Annotated in this window: 18 protein-coding genes; 3 read left to right on the top strand and 15 right to left on the bottom strand. The window is 70.8% G+C overall.

Going from position 1 to position 20269, the window contains the following annotated elements; all coding sequences use genetic code 11:
* Nucleotides 1-405 precede the first annotated feature (405 nt).
* The 5 genes from ACZ7G1_RS16760 to ACZ7G1_RS16740 form a co-directional block, all read right to left on the bottom strand.
* Complete coding sequence (locus ACZ7G1_RS16760) at nucleotides 406-1098, bottom strand: HalD/BesD family halogenase (protein WP_470877267.1); 693 nt, start codon at nucleotides 1096-1098, stop codon at nucleotides 406-408.
* 259 nt (nucleotides 1099-1357) lie between these two features.
* Nucleotides 1358-2107, bottom strand: coding sequence for a type 1 glutamine amidotransferase (locus ACZ7G1_RS16755; RefSeq protein ID WP_470877268.1), 750 nt, complete (start codon nucleotides 2105-2107; stop codon nucleotides 1358-1360).
* 26 nt (nucleotides 2108-2133) lie between these two features.
* Nucleotides 2134-2877 (bottom strand): amino acid ABC transporter ATP-binding protein, encoded by a 744-nt coding sequence (locus ACZ7G1_RS16750; protein ID WP_470877269.1) that lies wholly within the window; start codon nucleotides 2875-2877, stop codon nucleotides 2134-2136.
* A gap of 7 nt (nucleotides 2878-2884) precedes the next feature.
* Nucleotides 2885-3994 carry an amino acid ABC transporter permease gene (locus ACZ7G1_RS16745; RefSeq protein WP_470877270.1) on the bottom strand — a complete coding sequence of 370 codons (1110 nt, stop codon included), beginning with the start codon at nucleotides 3992-3994 and terminating at the stop codon, nucleotides 2885-2887.
* Entirely contained in the window at nucleotides 3994-4899 is a 906-nt protein-coding gene (locus ACZ7G1_RS16740) for an ABC transporter substrate-binding protein (RefSeq protein WP_470877271.1), read from the bottom strand. The genes ACZ7G1_RS16745 and ACZ7G1_RS16740 overlap by 1 nt, the downstream gene beginning before the upstream one ends.
* Nucleotides 4900-5020: 121 nt before the next feature.
* Here ACZ7G1_RS16740 and ACZ7G1_RS16735 point away from each other — a divergent pair, with 121 nt between their 5' ends.
* Together ACZ7G1_RS16735 and ACZ7G1_RS16730 are read left to right on the top strand one after the other, a co-directional pair.
* On the top strand, nucleotides 5021-6337 hold the full coding sequence (locus tag ACZ7G1_RS16735) for a LacI family DNA-binding transcriptional regulator (RefSeq protein WP_470877272.1): 1317 nt from the start codon (nucleotides 5021-5023) through the stop codon (nucleotides 6335-6337).
* A 77-nt stretch (nucleotides 6338-6414) separates the two neighbouring features.
* Entirely contained in the window at nucleotides 6415-7392 is a 978-nt protein-coding gene (locus tag ACZ7G1_RS16730) for a hypothetical protein (protein WP_470877273.1), read from the top strand.
* Between the two features lie 43 nt (nucleotides 7393-7435).
* On the opposite strand, the gene ACZ7G1_RS16725 is transcribed toward ACZ7G1_RS16730, so the two are convergent.
* The 8 genes from ACZ7G1_RS16725 to ACZ7G1_RS16690 all read right to left on the bottom strand — a co-directional run bounded on the left by ACZ7G1_RS16725 (nucleotide 7436) and on the right by ACZ7G1_RS16690 (nucleotide 16383).
* Nucleotides 7436-7600 (bottom strand): hypothetical protein, encoded by a 165-nt coding sequence (locus ACZ7G1_RS16725; RefSeq protein WP_470877274.1) that lies wholly within the window; start codon nucleotides 7598-7600, stop codon nucleotides 7436-7438.
* Nucleotides 7601-8020: 420 nt separating this feature from the next.
* Nucleotides 8021-8683: a methionine ABC transporter permease gene (locus ACZ7G1_RS16720; RefSeq protein WP_470877275.1), complete on the bottom strand. Its 663-nt coding sequence runs from the start codon at nucleotides 8681-8683 to the stop codon at nucleotides 8021-8023.
* Nucleotides 8680-9705, bottom strand: coding sequence for a methionine ABC transporter ATP-binding protein (locus ACZ7G1_RS16715; protein WP_470877276.1), 1026 nt, complete (start codon nucleotides 9703-9705; stop codon nucleotides 8680-8682). Before ACZ7G1_RS16715 ends, ACZ7G1_RS16720 begins: the two co-directional genes overlap by 4 nt.
* Before the next feature lie 97 nt (nucleotides 9706-9802).
* The gene (locus ACZ7G1_RS16710) at nucleotides 9803-10771 is read right to left on the bottom strand and encodes a MetQ/NlpA family ABC transporter substrate-binding protein (protein WP_470877277.1); all 969 of its coding nucleotides are present in this window, start codon (nucleotides 10769-10771) and stop codon (nucleotides 9803-9805) included.
* A gap of 144 nt (nucleotides 10772-10915) precedes the next feature.
* Nucleotides 10916-12607: a dipeptide ABC transporter ATP-binding protein gene (locus ACZ7G1_RS16705; RefSeq protein WP_470877278.1), complete on the bottom strand. Its 1692-nt coding sequence runs from the start codon at nucleotides 12605-12607 to the stop codon at nucleotides 10916-10918.
* Entirely contained in the window at nucleotides 12604-13596 is a 993-nt protein-coding gene (locus tag ACZ7G1_RS16700; RefSeq protein ID WP_470877279.1) for an ABC transporter permease, read from the bottom strand. The genes ACZ7G1_RS16705 and ACZ7G1_RS16700 overlap by 4 nt, the downstream gene beginning before the upstream one ends.
* A gap of 11 nt (nucleotides 13597-13607) precedes the next feature.
* A complete protein-coding gene (locus tag ACZ7G1_RS16695; RefSeq protein ID WP_470877280.1) occupies nucleotides 13608-15398 on the bottom strand; it encodes an ABC transporter substrate-binding protein in 1791 nt (596 codons plus the stop codon).
* Between the two features lie 58 nt (nucleotides 15399-15456).
* A complete protein-coding gene (locus ACZ7G1_RS16690) occupies nucleotides 15457-16383 on the bottom strand; it encodes an ABC transporter permease (RefSeq protein ID WP_470877281.1) in 927 nt (308 codons plus the stop codon).
* A 539-nt stretch (nucleotides 16384-16922) separates the two neighbouring features.
* Here ACZ7G1_RS16690 and ACZ7G1_RS16685 point away from each other — a divergent pair.
* Nucleotides 16923-18590: a M4 family metallopeptidase gene (locus ACZ7G1_RS16685; RefSeq protein WP_470877282.1), complete on the top strand. Its 1668-nt coding sequence runs from the start codon at nucleotides 16923-16925 to the stop codon at nucleotides 18588-18590.
* Between the two features lie 122 nt (nucleotides 18591-18712).
* On the opposite strand, the gene ACZ7G1_RS16680 is transcribed toward ACZ7G1_RS16685, so the two are convergent.
* Both ACZ7G1_RS16680 and ACZ7G1_RS16675 read right to left on the bottom strand, forming a co-directional pair.
* On the bottom strand, nucleotides 18713-19243 hold the full coding sequence (locus ACZ7G1_RS16680; protein WP_470877283.1) for an alpha/beta fold hydrolase: 531 nt from the start codon (nucleotides 19241-19243) through the stop codon (nucleotides 18713-18715).
* 280 nt (nucleotides 19244-19523) lie between these two features.
* Nucleotides 19524-20261 (bottom strand): hypothetical protein, encoded by a 738-nt coding sequence (locus ACZ7G1_RS16675; RefSeq protein ID WP_470877284.1) that lies wholly within the window; start codon nucleotides 20259-20261, stop codon nucleotides 19524-19526.
* Nucleotides 20262-20269 lie beyond the last annotated feature (8 nt).

The raw sequence follows: 20269 nt of genomic DNA, 5'->3' as shown, positions 1-20269 counted from the left end.
CTTCGGGAAGGGGGGTTTGCTTGTCTGTTGGGGGGGGAAGGGGGGGGGAGGGGGGGCCCCCCCCCCCCCCCCCCCCCCCCCCCACCCCCCCCCCGCCCCCCCCCCCCCCCGGCCCGGTCAGGAGCAGGGGGACGAGGGCGAGCGCGGGCACCCCGCGTCGCACGAAGCGGGGGATCACGACCGTGGTTGTACGGGCGCGGGGGCGGCGCCGGTACACCGCCACACCGGCGCCGCCCGGAACGTCACCACAGAAACGATCGTGCGGCTCGCCCGGATGGTGGTCGGCGCCGACCGTCACCTCACGGTGAACGTCGCACGGGCTGCGTCACCGGCCATCTGGCGGGCACCGGCAAGGTCACGATCGACCGGATCTCATCGAACCGACCTGCGCGTCCGCGCTGCGGGTCACCCGTACAGCTCGCGTGCCGAGGGCGTGCTGCGGGGTGGGGTCGAGGGGCTGGCGTAGGCGAAGTTGAGCACTGTGCGGCGTGTGCCGGGCCGGGCCAGCGGCGCGACCCGGTGGGCTGTGGTGTCGCTGCGCAGGAGGTAGGCGTCGCCCGCGTGGTGATGGGCCGTACGGGCCCGCGCGGTGTCCAGGTCCGCCAGTGAGGAGGCCTGGGCGACGAACTCCAGGAGGCCGCCGTCCGCGGGGGTGTCGGGGGCTTCGAGGAAGAGCACGAGCGCGTAGGGGTAGTCGTCGGTGTGCGCGCCGTGGGTGTCGCCGTCGCGGTGCAGGATGTTGAGGACGTGTCGTTCCGTCAGGTCGGGGACGGGCGCGGGGTGGTCTCCGGTGACCTCGGCCACCAGGCCGAGCACGGCGGGGTCGGCGTAGAGCTCCCGCACCAGCCGGGATTCCCGGGCGATGACCTGGCCGCCGAGCGTGGTCATGTGCCGCGGCGAGCCCCCCATGGACGCCATGCGGAAGTCCCTGCGCCGGGCGACCCGCTCAAGCCGCCGCGCTTCCTGCCGCAGCGCGCCCAGCCCGTCGCGGGTGAGCAGGCCGGGCAGGGCCACGTAACCGTCGGCGCGGAAACGGAGGCGGGCGGCGTCCGCCTCGCCGGTGCCCGGAGGGCGGACGAGGGGCGGGGACTCGGGCACGGGGCGCGCCTTCCGTGGTCCGGGGGACGGCACGGTCGTACGGTGCCTCCCTGAGGGGTTCGCGATGCAGTCCTATGTGAACCCATGTGAAAAGAAGTGTGCGTGACCGCACAGCGTGCCGCCGCAGACCCGGGCACCGGCTCACGCGAACGGCCGATCGCGCCCGGACGAGGGGGCTGCGCATCCGGCTACTTCGGTGGCTGCTGGACCGGGTCTGCGGCAGGTGCGCGGGTGACGGCGTGCGCACCTGCCGATCCGGTCAGTCCCGCGCGGCCCAGGCGGGGGAGGGTACGCGGACGCCGTCCGCCTCCGCCCGCGCGAGGACGACCGCAGCCCACGCCTCGGCCATCGTGCCCCAGACCAGGCGCAGTTGAGGCTCCGCGTCTCGTACGGAGGTGATCGCTTCGTCCGGGTCGCCGCCGGCGGCGCGGACGGCCGGTCCGTCGGAGTCGGCCCAGTCGGCGATCGAGGCGGAGAGCACCTCGGGGTGGAACTGCACGCCCCATGCCCGCCGGCCGACCCGGAAGGCCTGGTGCGGGCAGTCGTCACCGGTCAGCAGGGGCACGGCCCCGGCCGGCAGGCGGTCCATGTCGTCCCAGTGCCACTGGGCCGCGAGGGCACCATCGGGCACCGCGCCGAGCACCGGATCGCCGTCGGCGGCGGGCAGCCGTCGCAGTGGTACGGCACCGACCTCGGGTCCGTGCGGGCGGCGGGAGACCCGGCCGCCGAGGGCGTGGACCAGGATCTGCCCTCCGAGGCAGATGCCCAGCATCGGGAGGCCGGTCTCGACGGCCTCCCGTATCAGCTGCCTGACCCGCGGCAGCCAGGGGGCGGCCGTGTCGTCCTCGCAGTTGGCCGCGCCGCCGAGGACGATCAGGCCGGCCCAGCCGGCCAGGCTCCCGGGCAGCTCGTCGCCCCGCCACGGATGGTGGACGCGCAGGTCGATCCCGGTCTCGGTGAGCCGTTCGCCGACCAGGCCGGGGCCGGTGTCGGCCTCGTGCTGGACCACCAGTACAGGGTGTGCGGACGTGAGGGTCACAGCCGTCCCGCCTCCACGATGCGTCGCAGGAACGCCTTGGTGCGTTCCTCCTGGGGGTCGCCGAAGATCCGTTCCGGCGGGCCCTGTTCGAGCACGGTGCCCTGGTGGAGGAAGCACACCTGGTGGGCCACCTCCTTGGCGAAGCCCATCTCGTGGGTGGCGAGGAGCATGGTCATGCCGTCCTCGGCGAGGTCGCGGACGATGTTCAGGACCTCGGCCACCAGTTCGGGGTCGAGGGCGGAGGTGATCTCGTCGAGGAGCAGAAGGCGCGGGCGCATCGCGAGGGCGCGGACGATCGCCACGCGCTGCTGCTGCCCGCCGGAGAGGCGGTCGGGGAGCTGCTTCGCCTTGTCGGCGAGGCCGATGCGGCGCAGCAGTTCCATCGCCCGCTGCTCGGCCTCCTCCTCGCTCAGGACACCGAGGACGGTCGGCGCGAGGGTGATGTTGTGGAGGACGTCCATGTGCGGGAAGAGGTTGTAGTGCTGGAAGACGATGCCGACGTCCCGGCGCAGCCTGTCCACGTCGACCCCGCGCCCGGAGACCGGGTCGCCGTCCAGGACGATCCGTCCCGCGTCGATGGTCTCCAGGGCGTTGACGCAGCGCAGGAGCGTGGATTTGCCGCAGCCGGAGGCCCCGATGAGGGTGACCACCTGGTGCTGATCCACTGTCAGGTCCAGTCCGCGCAACACCTCTTGGGCGCCGTAGGACTTCCGTATGCCGTCGATCTCGAGAAAGGCCATGGTGGTCTCAGTCACCCTTCGATGCCGTGCCGGACCGGGCGAGGAGCCGGTCGGCGATCCGGGTCTGCGGGATCGTGATCACGACGAAGAGCGCGGCCACGACGGTTACGGAGGAGAGGTTGAAGTCGTTGGAGGCGTAGATCCGTGCCTGGTTGAAGGCGTCGATGGTGCCGATGACGGTGACCAGGGCGGTGTCCTTCTGCAGCCCGATGAAGTCGTTGAGGAGGGGTGGCACCACCCGGCGAACGGCCTGCGGGACGACGACGTGCCGCAGTGTGCGGGCGTGCGAGAGGCCGAGGGAGCGGGAGGCGGCGGTCTGGCTCCAGTGGATCGAGTCGATGCCCGACCGGTACACCTCGGCGACGTACGCGCCGTAGGTGAGGGTCAGCGCGAGGACCGCCGCCCAGGTGGGGGTGAGCGCGCTGAGCCCGGGGATCTGGGCGAGCGGCAGACCGAAGCCGATGAGGTAGATGACGACGATGCTCGGTACGGCGCGGAAGACGTCGATGTAGGCGGTCGCGAGGAGCCGCAGCGGCCGGCCGGCCCGGCCCGGGGCCAGCTTGGCGACGGCGAGCAGCAGGCCCCAGGCGAGGACGAGGACCTCGGCCGCCACCGCGATGAACACGTTGGTGCCGAAGGCGCGTGCGACGTCGGCGGCGCTCGACGCGATGGCCTCGGGGCTGAAGAAGGTGGCCTGGACGGCGTGGTCGTTGGCCAGCAGGAAGAGCGTGATCCCGGTCAGCAGCAGTACGGCGGCCGAGGCGCCGACGGCGACCCAGGCGGACTCGCGGGCCTCGGCCGCCTCCGCCCGCGCCTCGGCGAGCCGCGCGCGCTCGGTGGCTGCTCCACGGGCCCGGGCGGCCGCCCGTATCGCCTGACCGGCAGGCTTGAGCACCGCGAGCGAGGCGAGGGCGCCGACGACGGCCACGGTGCGCAGCGTCCAGGACCAGGGGCCGCCGGCAGGCGCTGCCTGCCAGAGCACCGCGGCGGTCCAGCCGGCGGCCAGGCAGACGAGGACGGCGGCGGCGAAAGCGGCCGAGGGCAGAAGGCGGGGGAGTCGTACGGCGGGCGGCGGCGCGGTGACGGGGGGCTTGGCGGTGGTGGTGGCGGTGCTCATCACAGGCTCCAGACGGGGATGGCGGCAGGGTCGCCGCCGAATGCCTTGGCGAGGTGCTCGCGGGAGAGCCGGTCGAGCGTGCCGTCTCGCTTCAGGGCGGCGAGGAGGCCGTCCAGCGCCGCGGAGTCGGGGCCGTTCTTCGGCAGGATCGCGCCGTACGACTCCCCGGTCGCGTACTGGCCCACAACGCTGAACACCCCCTTCGACTTGGCCGCCTGGCCGAGCAGGATCGCCGTGTCGGTCAGGGCGGCGTCGATGCGCCCGGACTGGAGCGCGGCGAGCATCTCCGGGTCGCCGGGGAAGACCGACACGGGCTTCCCGGGCTTGAGTTCGTCCTTGACGAAGGCCGCGCCGGAGGTGGCCTGCTTGACCCCGAGGCGCAGCCCGCGGATGTTCGCGGCGGTGACGGAGCCCGGCTTGGCGAGCACGCCGATGTTCGAGTCGAAATACGGGGTGGAGAAGTCGACCACCTTGCGCCGGGCGTCGGTGATGGACACCTCGGCGAGCGCGAGATCGTAGCCTTGCGCCTTGCCCGCGACCATCGCGTCGAAGGAGACATTGCGGATGGCGAGGCTGTCGAGGCCCGCGCGGTGGGCGATCTCGGCCGCCAGACAGTACTCGAAGCCGCTCTTGATGTCGGCGACGGTGTTGCCGTTCCACCACCCGGGGGAGGGCAGGTCCCCGGCCACGGTGAGGGTGCCGGGGGTGACGGTCTTCAGCTTGATCTCGCCCCGCTTGCCGCTCACCGTGCAGTCGCCGTAGCGGTTGCCCTGCGCCTTGGTGACCGCGCTGGTGGCATCACCGCCGGGGCCGGAGGAGCAGGCGGTGAGTGTGAGGGCGGCGGCTGCGAGGAGAGCGGCGGCGTGGGCTGGGGCGCGAAGGAAGGCGGGTCGGGGACGGCGCACGGGGGCTCCCGGGGCTCGAAGCGAGAGAAGGGGATGAAGGTCCCAAAACCTTTTGGGTGCGGGAATGTCGAGTATGCTGACCCAAAAGGTTTTGGGAGTCAAGGGTGAGGGGAGACCCGCGATGCACGGACCCGAGGACGCCACCGGGCGCCCGGCGGGCGGGAAGCGCGGCCCGCGGCGTGCGGCCGACCGGCCCGCGGACGCGGAAGGGCTGCAGGACGCGGGGCTGCCGGACGCGGGGGGGCCGGCGGGCACGGAGCGGCGGCCGGAGGCGGGGAGGCCCGCGGACATGGAGCGGCCTACGGGCACGGAGCGGGGGCCGGAGGCGAGGCGGCCCGCGGACACGCAGGGGCCTGCGGACACGGAGCGGCTGCCGCACGCGGGGCGGCCCGCGGACACGGAGCGGCAGCCGGACGCGGGTCGGCAGCCGCAGGCCGGGCGGCCTGTGGAGGGCGCCCGCACCGTCGGTATCAAGGACGTCGCCCGGGCGGCCGGACTGTCCATCACCACCGTCTCCCACGCCCTTAACGGCAAGGGCCAGGTCAGCGCCCGTACCCGTGAGCGCGTCCGGCTCGTGGCCGAGGAACTCCGCTACCGTCCCAACCCCGCCGCCCAGGTGCTGCTCTCCGGCCGTACCGGAGTCATCGGCCTCGCCGCCGGACACCAGAGCTCCGAACCCTGGGAACGCACCTATCGCCCCTACTACGCGGCCATCACCGCCGGCGCCACGGTCGAGGCCGTGGACCGCGACTACGCACTCGTCGTCGTGCCCGTCGGGCCCGGCACCGACCTCTGGACCCGCATCCCCATGGACGGCCTCATCGTCGTCGACCCCATCGCCGGCGACCCCGTCATCGACGAAGCCCTCCGGCGCGGCCTCGCCGTCGTCACCGACGGCCGCCCGATGGACCCCTCGCACGCCGAACTCCCCTACGTGCAGAGCGACATCGTCACCGGCATCCAGAGCGTGATGGACCACCTGTACGAGGCGGGCGCCCGGCGGACAGGACTCCTCACCGGGCCCGAACTCGACTCGTTCACCGTCGACAGCGAGCAGACCTACGCGGCGTGGTGCGCGGCGCGGAACCTGTCCACCGCAGTCGAGCGCACCGGCCCCGGCGAACCCGCCCTCGACGCCGCCCGCCGCCTGCTCGATACACGCCCCGACGCCGTCCACGCCCTCAACCGCACCTACGGCGAAGCCGTCCTCGCCGCCGCCCGCGAACGCCGGCTCACCATCCCCGACGACCTCATGGTCACCGTCGTGGACGAGGCCGAACCCGGCACCGTCCCCGCGCTCACCACCCTCACCCTCGATGCCCGACAAGTCGGAACGATGTGCGCGGCCGCCCTCATCGACCGCCTCACCGGCCGCAACCCGGCACCGGTCACCGTCCCCTCCCGACTCGTCCCCGGAAACTCCACGCGCCACCTCTGAACGAACCACGGCGACGGCGGGCAGGCCCTGGGCCGCGCACCCGATCCTCACCGCCGTTGCCGTAGAGGAAGGAACACATGCATCATCTCGACGTCCTCCGGCTGCTGGGTCTCGACGCCCCTGTGCGGCCGGAGGGAGAGGGATACGGCCAGATCGTCCCCCAGGACTTCGAGTCGCTGGTCCAAGCCCTGCCACAGGGGGTGATCGCGTCCTCCGTGCTGCTCGGAGGAGCCGACCATCCGGTGCGCTCGCTGGAGGACTTCACGCGAGACACCGCACTGCGCCTCGCGGACATGAAGGCGGCTCTGGAGAGCCGCGAGCAGAAGGTCTGGCTGCCCCTACACCCGCGCCCCCGCGGCATGGTGCCCTGGGGGCGCACCGCCAACGACGGCGTGCTGCTGTGGGACACCACCTCCGCGGACACCGCGGACTGGACGACCGTCCTCACCGACTCCGACTTCCAGTTCTGGCTGGACCTTCCCTTCTCCGCATCGGAGTTCGTCGCGCGGGCCGTCGCGGGACGCGCGGACGGGACACCCGCCTTCGAGACGTACGAGGAGTACCAGGAGTACGAGGCCGGCACGTTCTGGAAGGTGGCCGAGGACAAGCGCGCGACAGCCATGGTGCTGGCCGACCGTGACATAGGGGCGGTCGAGGAGATCGTCACCCGCGTGCGGAGCATCGGCGTTCCCGGCGTCCGGCAGTACGCGGAGGAGCTGCTCGGCCGGGCGGGCGAGTCGTTCGGCGCGCTTCCGGCGGACTACCTGGCGATCATGAGGGAGTTCCCCGGCGGCGTCGTCGCCGGTGTACGGGTCTTCCCCGTCGCGGCCGGTCCTGGCACCCCGGGGCTGCGCCGACTGGACGAGGACGGGCTGTTCCTGCAATGGGGGGAGGCTGGTGGTCGTGCGCTCGGCTGGCTCAGCGCCAAGGGTGCTCCCGAGGAATGGCGCGTGGCCTACGTCGAGCCGGAGACGTCGGCGCTCACATGCCTGGAGGACCAGACGTTCGCCACGTTCCTGCGACGCCGGCTCCGGGGTGAACTCTCGCTGTTCTGACCGCCGATCCCCGAAGCTCGCGGTCCTGGCGTCAGGACCCCCACTACGGCGCTTCCGCGACCGTCTTCAGATCGTGGATCGCGAAGTGCAGCTGTGTGTCGTCCAAGGAGTCTGCCCAGAGGCCCTCCGTGTCGAGCACGGAGGCTGCGACCATTCGTGCCTCGGCGCCGAGTTCGGGATCGGAGCGGAAGCCTGGCCACGGCAGCACCGGAAAGCCGTTCTCATGAGGGTCTGCCGTGAGCGGGCCCGCTCACGAGCCGCGAGCACAACCCCGTCCCAGTCGGGATGGTCGTGCGGCGAGCCGTCCTCCACCTTGCCTCCTCGCGCCGGAGTTCTCGGCAAGATCTTCCCATCCCCCTTCGGGCCGAGCCTTACAGGGGGCGAGCCTCATGCCGCGGGCGCGGGCGCGGCCGCGGGACCGACCTGGACCTGAGTTCTTCTAGGGTCTGCTGGCGGGGTGCGACGTCAAGGCAACTGCATGGGCCTCGAAGAACTCGACCCGTGGTCGGTATGGATCACCTCGACGCGGAACGCCCCACCGGCGCGCTGCTGGAAGATCGACCGGACTTCGAGGTGAGGAGCAGGGGCCACGCGCGGCGCCACGCGTGGCCGTCCCGTCCTCGGTGTGTCACCGCCGAAGCGTCCTCCCGGCCAGCCAGTTGCCCAGGAACTGGGCCAGTTGGACGAGGAGGACGATGGTGAGGACGGCGATCCAGGTCACCGTCCAGTCGAAGCGCTGGTAGCCGTAGGCGATGGCGAAGTTTCCGAGGCCTCCGCCGCCGACGGCGCCGGCGATGGCGGTCGCGTCGACGACGGAGACGAAGACGAAGGTGTAGCCGAGGATGAGTGGGCCCAGGGCTTCGGGGATGAGGAGGGTGGTGATGATGCGTGTGGGGCCGGCTCCCATGGAGCGGGCGGCCTCGATGACTCCGGTGTCGATGGTGACGAGGTTCTGTTCGACGATGCGGGAGATACCGAAGGTGGCGGCGATGATCAGGGGGAACGTCGCGGCGGCGGTGCCGATGGTGGTGCCGACCACCTTGAGGGTCAGTGGGCCCACGGCGGTGATGAAGATGATGAAGGGGATGGGGCGGATGAAGTTGACGAGGACGTTCAGGGTCGCGTAGAGCGGGGTGTTCTGCAGGAGTCCTCCGCGGCGCGTCGTGTACAGCAGGATGCCGAGGAGCAGACCGAGGAAGCCGCCGACGACCATGGTCACGGCGACCATCCAGAGGGTCTGGCCGATGGAGGTCGTGAAGACCGGCCAGAGGTTGTCCCAGTCCGTGCTCACGTGAGTACCTCCACCGTGGCGACCGTGCGGAGCCGTGCCACTGCCGATTCGATGTCCGGCTCCGCACCGGACAGTGCGAGCGTGACGCTGCCGTACGAGCGTCCCTGGAGGGTGTCGATCCCGCCGTGCACGATTTCGAAACGGAGGTCGTGCCGCCGTACGGCGTCCGTCAGGACGTGGCCCATCACGGCGTCTCCGTCGACGGTGACGGACACGAGGGAGCCTTCGTACTGCTTCCTGAGCCGCGCCACGTCGTCCGCGTCCGGGCGGTTTCTCAGAACCGTGTCCACGAAACGGCGGCCGGTGTCGGACCGGGGGGCGGAGAAGACGTCGTAGACCGTGCCGAGCTCTGCGAGCCTGCCCGAGTCCAGTACGGCGACCCGGTCGGCGATGCTCCGTACCACGTCCATCTCGTGGGTGACGACCACGACGGTCACTCCCAGTTCGGAATTGACGCGCCGGAGGAGCCGTAGAACGTCCTGGGTGGTCTCGGGATCCAGTGCGCTGGTCGATTCGTCGGCGAGGAGGATGGCGGGGTCGTTGGCCAGTGCCCGTGCGATGCCGACGCGCTGTTTCTGTCCACCGCTGAGCTGGTCGGGATAGGCCCATGCCTTGTCGGTCAGGCCGACGAAGGCGAGGAGTTCGGCGACCCGGGCCCGCCGGGTCTCTTTGGGCCAGCCCGCGAGCTTCAGCGGGTAGGCCACATTGCCGAACACCGTCCGGGAGCGGAACAGGTTGAACTGCTGGAAGATCATGCCGATCCGCGAACGGACGCGGCGCAGCTCCCGCTCGCTCTGCTCGGTGATCACCAGGCCGTCGACGCTGACCGTGCCCGAGGTGGGGTGTTCGAGCGCGTTGATCAGCCGCACCAGCGTGCTCTTCCCCGCGCCGGAGTGTCCGATGATCGCGAAGATCTCCCCCGCTTCGATCTCCAGGTCGATCGAGTCGAGCGCGGTGACGGTCGTCGACCGTGAGGAGAAGGTCTTGCTGACGTCGCGCAGTTCTATCAGTGGTGGTGCCATGAGTCCCTGTTTCGAGTCGGAGCCGGGGGAGACGGGGCGACGGGGGAGAAGGGGGAGGAGGGGCGTCCGCGTCGGACGCCCCTCCTCCGCGCTGATGTCAGTGCGCCGCGCGCACCGTCTCCTCCAGAGAGGCGAGGATGCGTGCGAGGTCGGCCTGCGGACGGTCCACGGCCACCGCCGTGCCCTTGGAGGCGTCGATCGCCGCCTTCTTCACCGCCGCTTCGTGGTAGAGCTTGGCGATCTTCAGATAGGTGGGGTTGTTCTTGTCGGCCGCCCGGGAGACGAAGACGTTGATGTACGGCTCGGCCTCGGGCTTCGACGGGTTGTCGCCGTACAGGGCCTTCGACGGGTCCAGCTTGGCGTCCAGGGCGAAGTTGTTGTTGATCACGGCCGCGTCGACGGACGGCAGCGAGGCGACGGTCTGGGCGGCGTCCACGGGGGTGACCGCGACCTTCGACGCGGCGGTGTCCACGTCCGCGGGCGTCGCGAGCACGGACCCGCCGCCCTTCAGCTTCAGCAGGCCGGCCTGCTGGAGCACGAGGAGCGCCCGGGCCTGGTTGGTCGGGTCGTTGGGGATCGCGATCCGGCCGTGCGCCGGGATGTCCTGCAGCGCGGTGTGCTTCTTCGAGTAGAGGCTCAGGGGTACGACGACGGTCGAACCGATCGGCGTCAGGGTGTCCTTGTCGGCGACGTTGTGGTTGGCGAGGAACAGCAGGTGCTGGAAGAGGTTCAGGTCGATCTGCTTCTGCGACAGCGCCGGGTTGGCCTGCGTGTAGTCGCTGAAGTTGACCAGCTCGATGTCGATGCCCTCCTCGGCGGCGCGCCGGGTGAGGACGGGCCAGAAGTCCGAACTCTGGTCGGTCGTACCGATCTTCACGGTGACCCGCCCGGACGCGTCGGCCCGTGAGGAGCCACCTGTGAGGTGGGAGATCAGTACGGCCACCGCCGCGATCACGGCCACGGCGGCGATGGAGAGCCAGGTGATCAGACCGTTCCTTCTCGCCGCCGGGTTGTCGGGAAGGTCGGGGACGGAGTCGGAGTCGGGCTCGGTCGGGGTGTTCGTCATGGGGGCTCCTTGGGCTACTTGTGCCGGGTGAGAGGTGTGCGTCCCGTCCGTGACGGGGCCGTGGTGGGATCGGGCGTGATTCCGTCGGTGACGGGGCCGTGGTCGGATCAGACGTGATCCCGTCCGTGACGGGGCGCGGTCGGATCAGACGTGCTGCGCGGGCCGGCCCGCATCGGCCGGGAGAGCGTGCGGGAACGCGGCCAGTAGTTCCCTCGTGTAGGGGGCGGCCGGTGAGTCGAAGACGGTGTCCCGAGGACCCACCTCCACCAGCTCGCCCTGGTTCAGGACGGCGATGCGGTCGCAGAAGTGCCGTACCACCGCCAGGTCGTGGGAGATGAAGAGCAGCGACAGGCCGAGGTCTTCCCGCAGGTCCATCAGGAGGTTGAGGACCTGCGCCTGGACCGACACGTCCAGTGCGGACACCGGCTCGTCGGCGATGACCAGACGTGGCCGGACGGCCAGCGCCCGGGCGATGCCGATGCGTTGACGCTGACCGCCGGAGAACTCGTGCGGATGGCGCGAGAGGTGGGAAGGGGACAGGCCCACCTGCTCAAGCAGTTCCGCCGCCCGCTTCCGGCGTTCCGTCCGGTCCAGGTCCGTGTGGATGCGCAGGGGCGTGGTGACGATCTGCTCCACCGTGTGGCGCGGGTTGAGGGACGCGTACGGGTCCTGGAAGACCAGCTGGACGTCCCGGCTCAGCTCCCGGCGCAGCCGTGTGTCCGTCGCGGCGCCGGAGACGTCCCGGCCGTCGAAGCGGATCTCCCCGCTCGTGGGACGGCGCAGGCCGGTCAGGGCTCGCGCGATGGTGGATTTGCCCGAGCCGGACTCGCCCACCAGGCCGAGGGTCTCCCCGTGTGCCACGTGGAGGCTCACGCCCTTCACCGCTGTGTGGGGGCGGGAGCGGCGGCGGCCGGGGTAGTCCACGCGCAGGTCGCGTACTTCGGCCAGGACTCCGGGGTCGGGGGCGGCGCGGAGACGGGCCTTGGCGCGTGGCTTCGGTTCCGGGGCGTCGACCGTGGGAAGGCGGGTGCCGGGGACGGTCGCCAGGGTGGGGGCCGCTCCGATGAGGGCCTTGGTGTAGGGGTGGGCGGGGGAGGTCAGGAGGCGCGCGGTGGGGCCTTCTTCGAGCGCCTCGCCGTCGCGCATCACCAGCATGCGGTCGCACGTCCTCGCCACCACGCCCACGTCGTGCGTGATGAGGAGCATGGCCGTCCCGGTCTCCGACTGGAGTTCGCGGATCAGGTCGAGGACCTGGTGCTGGACCCGGGCGTCCAGTGCCGTGGTGGGTTCGTCGGCGATCAGGACGGCCGGATCGTTGACCAGTGCCATGGCGATGACGACACGTTGGCGCATGCCGCCGGAGAGCTGGTGGGGGTGGTCCGAGGCTCGGGCGGCCGGGATGCCCACCCGCTCCAGCATCGCCGCGGCCCGTTCCCTCGCCGCCCCGCGGCCGGCCCGTGGGTGATGGATGCGGTACGCCTCCGCCACCTGGGCGCCGATGGTGTGGAACGGCGACAGCGCGTCCAGGGCGTCCTGGAAGACCATCGCGACACGGGAGCCCCTGACCGTCTTCAGGACCGATTCGGGCGCGCTCACGAGGTCGAGGCCGTCACCGCCGAGCCGGATGCTGCCGTCGACGTGGGTGCGTACCGGATCGTGCAGGGCCAGGGCGGCCAGGCCGATCGTCGACTTGCCCGAGCCCGACTCCCCGACGAGGCCCAGGACTTCGCCCGGTGCCACGTCGAACGAGATGTCACGGACGGCGGAGACGGGGCCCCGCGCCGTGCGGAAGGCGACCGCCAGGTCGCGGACGCTCACTGCGGGTCTATCGCTCATGCGAGCCTCACTCGGGGATCAAGCCAGGCCACCACCAGGTCGGCCACGGCCACGAACACGACGACGAAGAACGCGGCGACGAGGACGGTGCCGACGACCGTGGGCAGGTCGTTGCCGGTCACCGCGTCCACGGCCAGCTTTCCGACGCCGCCGAGACCGAACACGGTCTCCGTGATGAACGCGCCTCCGAGCAACGCCCCGACCTCAAGGCCGAGCAGCTGCACGAGCGGGCCGGCCGCTCCGCGCGCCGTGTACCTGAGGTGGGTGCGCAGGGTGCCCAGGCCCTTGGCGCGAGCCGTGCGGACGTACCCGTGGTGCATGGTCTCCAGCATCTGCGCGCGGGTCAGTCGGGCGTACACGGCGGCGTTGACGAAGCCGAGGACCAGCCACGGCAGGATCAGGCCGAGGGCCCACTGGCCGGGCCCGTCCGCGAAGGGGACGTAGCGCGGGGGCGGGAACAGGCCCGTGGAGTAGACGAGCAGGAACAGGACCACGTAGCCGAGGAAGTAGATCTGGACGCTGGCGCCCAGCAGGTTGAAGCCGGACAGCAGACGGTCGGTCGCCCTGCCCCGGCGCAGGGCCGCCGCCAGGCCCGAGCCGACCCCGAGGAGCAGGATCACCGTGAGCGCGCCGACCGCGATGGAGACGGTCACCGGGAGGCGGTCCTCGATGGCGGTGAGCACGGGCTGGTGGAGGGTGTAGGAGTAGCCGAGGCACGGGGCCGGGCAGGGGATCGGGGTGCCGTCGACGTCCGCGATGGTGCGGCCGGCGACGATGCCGCCGACGTAGTCGGTGAACTGGGAGACGATCGGCTGGTCGAGCCCCATGCTCGTGCGGACGGCCGCGAGCTGTGCGGAGGTGCACCTGGGGCCGCAGGCGATCAGAGCCGGGTCGGAGGGGGCGGCGTGGAAGAGCCCGAAGGCCGTGGCGGTGATCGCGAAGAGCACCGCCACGGCCTGCGCGACCCTCTTGAGGAGGTATCGGATCATGGTCGCGGAGGTCAGGAGTTCTTGACGTACACGTTGGCCAGGGCCGTGACGCCGTAGATCGGGTGGATGGCGGCGCCGCCGATCCGCTCGCCGCGGAACTGGGAGACGCTCTTGTAGAGGAAGGGCACCAGCGGGACGTCCTTCATGACCGTCTGCTCCAGGGCGATCAGCTCCTCGGCCTTCTTCTGTGCGTCGCCGATCTCCGCGATGCGGGCCAGCTCCTTGTCCACCTGCGGGTTGCCGTAGCGGATGGTGTTGGACACCGCGTCCAGGTGGCTCTCGTAGCCGAGGGGGAGCAGGGTCGACGGGGTGGGCCAGTCAACGGAGTTGGTGGAGAGGAAGAGGTCGTACGGGCTGTCCTCGCCGCCGAAGACCTGGTCGTTGAAGGCGCCGGGCTGGAGGCCCTTCAGCACGAGCTTGATCCCGGCCTTGGCGAAGGCGTCGGCGAGGACCTGGGCGACCTGGTCGTCCGCGGGGCTGTCGGTGGGGTAGGCGTACGTCAGCTTGGTGACCTTCGTCTTCGCCTTGGCCAGGTGTTCCTTGGCCTTGGCGATGTCGCCGGTGGGGGCGACGGGGTAGAGGTCGTACTTCTTCCAGCCGACGACGGCCGGCGAGGAGAGGGTGGTGGCGATGTCGCCGGCGTAGCGGCCGCCGAGGACCTGGCGGGCCTGCTCGCGCGGGAAGAGGTAGTGGATGGCCTTGCGGACTTCGGGGTCGGTGACGCGGTCGTTCCTGATGTACAGGTCCTGGGTGTAGGCGCCCTTGCTGCCGGAGACGACCAACTCGCGCTTGGCGGGGTCTCGTTCGACCGTCGAGATCAGCTCCGGCGGCAGCAGGTCCTTGGTGGTGAGCGTGGTCGGACCGGTGCCCTGGCCGGCCAACACCTCCTGCGCGGTGTTGAGGGCCTCCTTACCGAAGGTGAACTCGAAGCGGTCCGGGTAGGCGTGCCGGATGGAGTCCGTCTCCGGCTTCCAGTACGGGTTGCGCTCCAGGGTGAGGCTCTGGTTCTGCTTGTGCTCGACGATCTTGTACGGCCCGGTGGCGAAGGGCTTCACGTCGTAGCCGGTGCCCGTGTCCTTGTCCTCGCGGACCGGGGAGGAGGAGGACTGCGCGGCCATGTACGGCACGTCGGACTGCGGCTGGGGGAAGTGGAAGACGATGGTCTTGTCGTCGGGCGTCTCGATCGCCTTGAGATCGCCGTCCTTCTTGGGGCCGCCGTACTTCTTCACCGCCGCGGTGAGGTCCTTGGTGCCGGTGAGCCAGGGCTGCCAGTAGGCGGGGCCGACCTCGAAGCCGGGCGCGAAGGTGCGCTCGATGCCGTACTTGACCTGCTGTGCGGTGACGGGCTTGCCGTCCTCCCAGGCGATGCCGTCCTTGAGGTGGTATGTCCAGGTCCGGCCGCCGTCGGAGGAGGTGCCGGTGTCGGTCGCGAGGTCGCCCACCAACCGGGGCCTGCCGTCGACGATCTGGTACTGCGTCAGCTGCCGGCCCCATAGCAGGGAGGTGCTGTACCGCTCGCCGGCGTAGATCTTCTGCGGGTCGAGGTGCGGGAAGTCCGCCTGGTTGGCGACGGTGACGGTGCCGCCCTTGCGGGCGCCGGGGACCTCGGGGGCGGGGCCCTGGCTGTCCTTCGCGGTGCCGAGGGTGGTGGTCAGCCGCTGGCCGCTCTTGGCGGCGGTGTTGCTCTTTCCCTGCCCGGCGCCTGTGCCCGCGCCCGCACCCGCGGAGCAGGAGCACAGCAGTAGGGCGGTGGTGGTGGCGAGAACCGGTACGGCTGCGGCGCGCAGGGTGATTGCGGGCATGACGAACTCCGTTATGTGGTGCGGGTGTTGCCGATGAGGGTGAGAGAAGGTACGGGGCTCAGCGGACGGTGTGCGGGTCGAGCGCGTCCCGCACGGCGTCGCCGAGGAGGTTGAAGGCGAGGACGAACACGAGGAGCGCGGCGCCGGGGAAGACCATGTAGGTGGGGTCGTCGTAGAAGACGTCTGCGCCCCGGGAGATCATGCGGCCCCAGTCGGGGATGGGCTCGTTGATGCCGACCCCGAGGAAGGACAGCGCGGCCTCGGTGGTGACCATCGCGGGCACGGTGAGGGTGATGTGCACGAGGACCGGCGCCCAGACGTTCGGCAGCAGCTCGCGGAACACGATGTGCCGCCTGCTCGCGCCGAGGGCGCGGGCCGCCTCGACGAACTCCCGCTCCCGCAGGGACCGTACGACCGTGCGCAGCACCATCGCGAGCGGCACCCAGCCGAAGGCGGAGAAGACCAGGATGAGGACGGTGAACTGCATCCAGGAGGGCTCGTTCTCGTCGGGTGCGACGAAGCGGGTCTGGATGACCGGTCCCAGCGTGAGCAGGAACAGCAGGCTGGGAAAGGCGAGCAGGACGTTGCAGACGAAGGTGAACGCCCGGTCGGCGAGTCCGCTGAGATAACCCACGGCCACTCCGACGACCACGCCGATGACGGCGACAATGGCGGCCGAGGTGACGGCGATCAGCAGCGAGGTGCGGATGCCGTACAGGAGTTGGGCGAGGACGTCCCGTCCGAGGCCGGGCTCGATGCCGAACCAGTGCTCGGCCGAGATGCCGCCGTTGGGCAGCAGGGGCAGGCCCTCCGGACTCAGCAGGCCGACCCCGTTCTGGCCGTAGTGCTCGGTCGGGTTCTTGCCGTAGAGGGTGGTGATCAGGGGCGCCGCGAGGGCGAGGAGCACGAAGAACCCGACGACGTGGAACGAGACGATCCCGACCCGATCACGCCGGAACGCGTCCACCACCGATACCGCTGCCACGCTGCCGTACTCCCGCTCGTTCGGGGCGCGCCGACTGTGGGGGAACGCCCTGGATCACCTCGGAGACGGGGTGACCGCTCCGGACATCGAGCATTAGATCGAAAGATCGATGCGGTCGCAAAGCGCCAGATTCGAAGGCTGGCAAGCGATATTGCCTTGGATGTCCAGAGTGTTTCTCTGTTCATGTCGCCGCAATGGAAATCCCCTCCAATCAGCGCGAATCGCCCCAACGTGAGAGACGGGCATCACAGTCCGCATCCCTGCCCGGGGTCCGCCCGCGCACCGGGCGCGGCGTGCGCCCCTCCGCAATCCTTTCGCCGGCGTTTCCGAATTCCGTGCCAGCGTGTCCGCGTGTGTCGCGAGCTCGTCCATCTCGTGAAGCGAGCGGCGGCAAAACAGGCGCGACCGGGTCGAATCTCCTTATGTCACCCGTGACATGTGCGCGACGGGCTGCGAATGTCCCTGCCCAGCAAGGCAATCCGCCTCGAACGGGTGGGCGGCGATCCCGTCCAACTCCCCACGAATCCCTGGAGAAACACATGTCCTCGCTTTCCCCCGCCAGCGGCACCGCGCGGCGTCTCGCCCTCACCTCCGGCGCCGTCGTCCTCACCGGCGCCCTGATCGCCGCCGGTGCCGCCACCGCGTCGGCGGGTGCCGCGCCGCAGCCGCACGACGGCACCTCCGTCACGGCCACCCCCTCGCCGCTCGGACTCGGAGCCAAGGAGCAGCTGGTCGTCAAGGACGTCGTCACGGACGCCGACGGCACGGTCCACACCCGCTACGAGCGCACCTACGCCGGCCTTCCCGTCCTCGGCGGCGACCTCATCGTCCACCGCGCCGCCGACGGCGCCGTCAAGGACGTCACCAAGGCCGTCAAGGCCGCCATCAAGGTCGCCTCGCTCACCCCGAAGCTCACTCCGACCGCCGCCAAGTCCGCCGCGGTCAAGGCCGCCAAGGCCGCACGCGCCACGGACTCCGCCACCGGCGACGCCCCCCGCAAGGTCATCTGGGCCGCCGACGGCAAGCCCGTCCTCGCCTACGAGACCGTCGTCAGCGGCACCCAGGACGACGGCGTCACCCCGAGCCTGCTGCGCGTCGTCACCGACGCGAACACCGGCAGGAAGCTGTACGAGCAGCAGCTCATCGACGACATAGCCGACGGCATCACCACCAACAGCGGCTCCACGGCCGCCAAGCCGGGCACCCCCCAGGCCGGCGCGACCGGCACCGGCGCCAGCCAGTACAGCGGCACCGTCGCACTCGACACCACCACGTCGTCCAAGGGCTTCAGCCTCGTCGACGCCGTGCGCGGCGGCTCCAGCGTCCTCGACTTCCAGCACCGTACGGGCGGCAAGGGCGTCCTCTTCACCGACGCGGACAACGCGTGGGGCGACGGCACCCCCGGCAACAACCAGACCGCCGCCGTCGACGCCGCCTACGGAGCCGCCAAGACCTGGGACTTCTACAAGGACGTCCTGCACCGCAACGGCATCAAGAACGACGGCCGCGCCCCGGTCTCCCGGGTCCACTACGGCAACGCCTACCAGAACGCCTTCTGGGACGACCGGTCCTTCACCATCACCTACGGCGACGGCGCGAACAACCAGCACCCCCTCACCCAGCTCGACGTGGCCGGCCACGAGTTCAGCCACGGCGTCACCTCCGCCACCGCCAACCTGACCTACTCCGGCGAGTCCGGCGGACTCAACGAGGCCACCTCCGACATCTTCGGCACCGCCGTGGAGTGGAACGCGAACAACCCCCAGGACCCCGGCGACTACCTCCTCGGCGAGAAGATCGACATCTTCGGCAACGGCAAGCCCCTGCGCTACCAGGACCAGCCCAGCAAGGACGGCCGCGGCTCCGCCGACTACTGGACCTCCGGCGTCGGCAACCTCAACGTGCACTACTCCTCCGGCGTCGCCAACCACTTCTTCTACCTCCTCTCCGAAGGCAGCGGCGCCAAGGACATCAACGGCGTCCACTACGACAGCCCCACCATCGACGGCTCCACCGTCACCGGCATCGGCCGCGACAAGGCCGTACAGATCTGGTACAAGGCGCTGACCGCCTACTTCACCTCCACCACCGACTACCACGGCGCCCGCGAAGGCACCCTCAAGGCCGCCGCCGACCTCTACGGCGCCGGCAGCCCCGAGGCCCGCGCCGTCGACGCCGCCTGGGCCGCGGTGAACGTCAAGGCCTGACCCACCCGGCGGTGAACCGCCGGACGCGTAGGAGGCGGTGGCCACGCCACCGGCCGCCGCCTCCCTGTCCACCGGCCCGGCGTCGAGCAACGCGTCGACCGCGACCGCGCCCGCGACCGCGATCAGGGGATGCAGGCCTGGGGCCGGAACGCCGGGTCCCGCACGCCCCAGACGGCCGGAGTCGCTTTGTCACCGAGCCGCGCGGGCACCTCGCGGGCGAGTTCCTCCAGCAGGGGCCGCGCGGCGCGGATCTCCCCGGGCATGACCGCGAGGCCGCGCCGGGCCTCCTTCGTGGGCTGCACCATGCGGTAGTGGTCGGCTTCGGCCGCGGTCAGAGCGGGACCGGTTCTGCCGAGCAGGAACTGTTCCACGAGAAAGTTCCGTTCGAGGATGCGCCGTTGCATGGGGCGGCTGCTCATGATCGCGCTGAACGCCCGGTTCGCCCGCTGCTCGATCGGCCAGAACGCCGTGTTGCCCAGCACGATCCCCCTGACGCGGTCCGTCCGCGTGATCGCCGCACCCAGCCCGATGGGACCACCCCAGTCCTGCCCCATCACCACGAAGTCGTCAAGGCCCAGATGGTCCATCAGCTCTCCCAGGACCGCCGTGTGCTCCGCGACCGTGTAGCCGAAGCCGTCCGGGCGCTCGGACATCGACGTAGTGGACCCGGCCCGCGGACGAGTCGAACCACCGTGACGCGAACGGGTAAAGCTCCGGATCGGGAACGAAGTCGATCATCATGGCGCTCTCCTCCATGTCCGGTGCACGTGTCCTGCGGGCGAGGCGGCACACGCCCGCGACAGATGTAGAGCCCCCGGGAGGGAGGCACTACGCCTGTAGTGTCGAGTCGTTTCCCGGACGTGCCAAGGTGAACAGGCCTTCTCCCCAAGTGACTTGTGCGACAGGGCGGTGTCGGACCTCCTGCCCCAGGCTTCAGCGAGGGTCGCCGAAGGCGAACTCCACCCAGTTCGAGAACTCGATGGCCAGGTGCCGACGGTGCGCGGAGAGCATGTGAGGGAACGTCGCCCGGGGGAACTCGACGCACAGCCGCGCGTGGAAACCTCCCGGGACGTCGCGGAACTCGTGGCGTACGCCTCCGATATGGATGCCCTTGCCGCTGATGGCGACGCCGGCGGCCTCGGTGTCCGCACCCGGGTCGCGCGGGGTGCTGAGCGTGGAGAGGTCGCTGTAGTCGACGAGGAACCGGGTCGCCAGAGGGCTGCCGCCGGTGGTCTCGATGACTTCCTGCCTCCCGTCCGGGAGAGCCTGGATGAGGAAGTGCTCGGGGTGGGCCGCGGTCATGGAGCGGGCGTAGTCGTCGCGCGAGGTGTCGTCGAACCACTGGACGAAGTCGTTCGCGCTGCCGCCGGCCACGTGGAGCTCGCAGACGGACGTGGCGCGCCGGCCGCGGGACAGCCAGATGCTGGCGTCCGCCACGATTGCGCTGGTGCGGAGGTCGCGTGCCAGGCGACGCTTGATCTCCTCGGCGCCCAGGGAGAGCTTGCTCTCGGCGAACGCCCGCCGCTGGTAGGCGAGTTCCCCAGCCGGTACCGGAAGGCCGATCTTCGAGGCCGCGACGGGCAGCCGCTCGGCCTCCCAGCCGAGCACCCGGTCGCGGGTGAACCGGCGGCCGTCGATGATCGCGTAGACGGTGGGTGGTGCACTGCTCATGGGTGGTG

The organism is Streptomyces sp. NPDC037273 (assembly GCF_055603625.1).
This window is presented reverse-complemented; position numbering and strand designations above follow the sequence as displayed.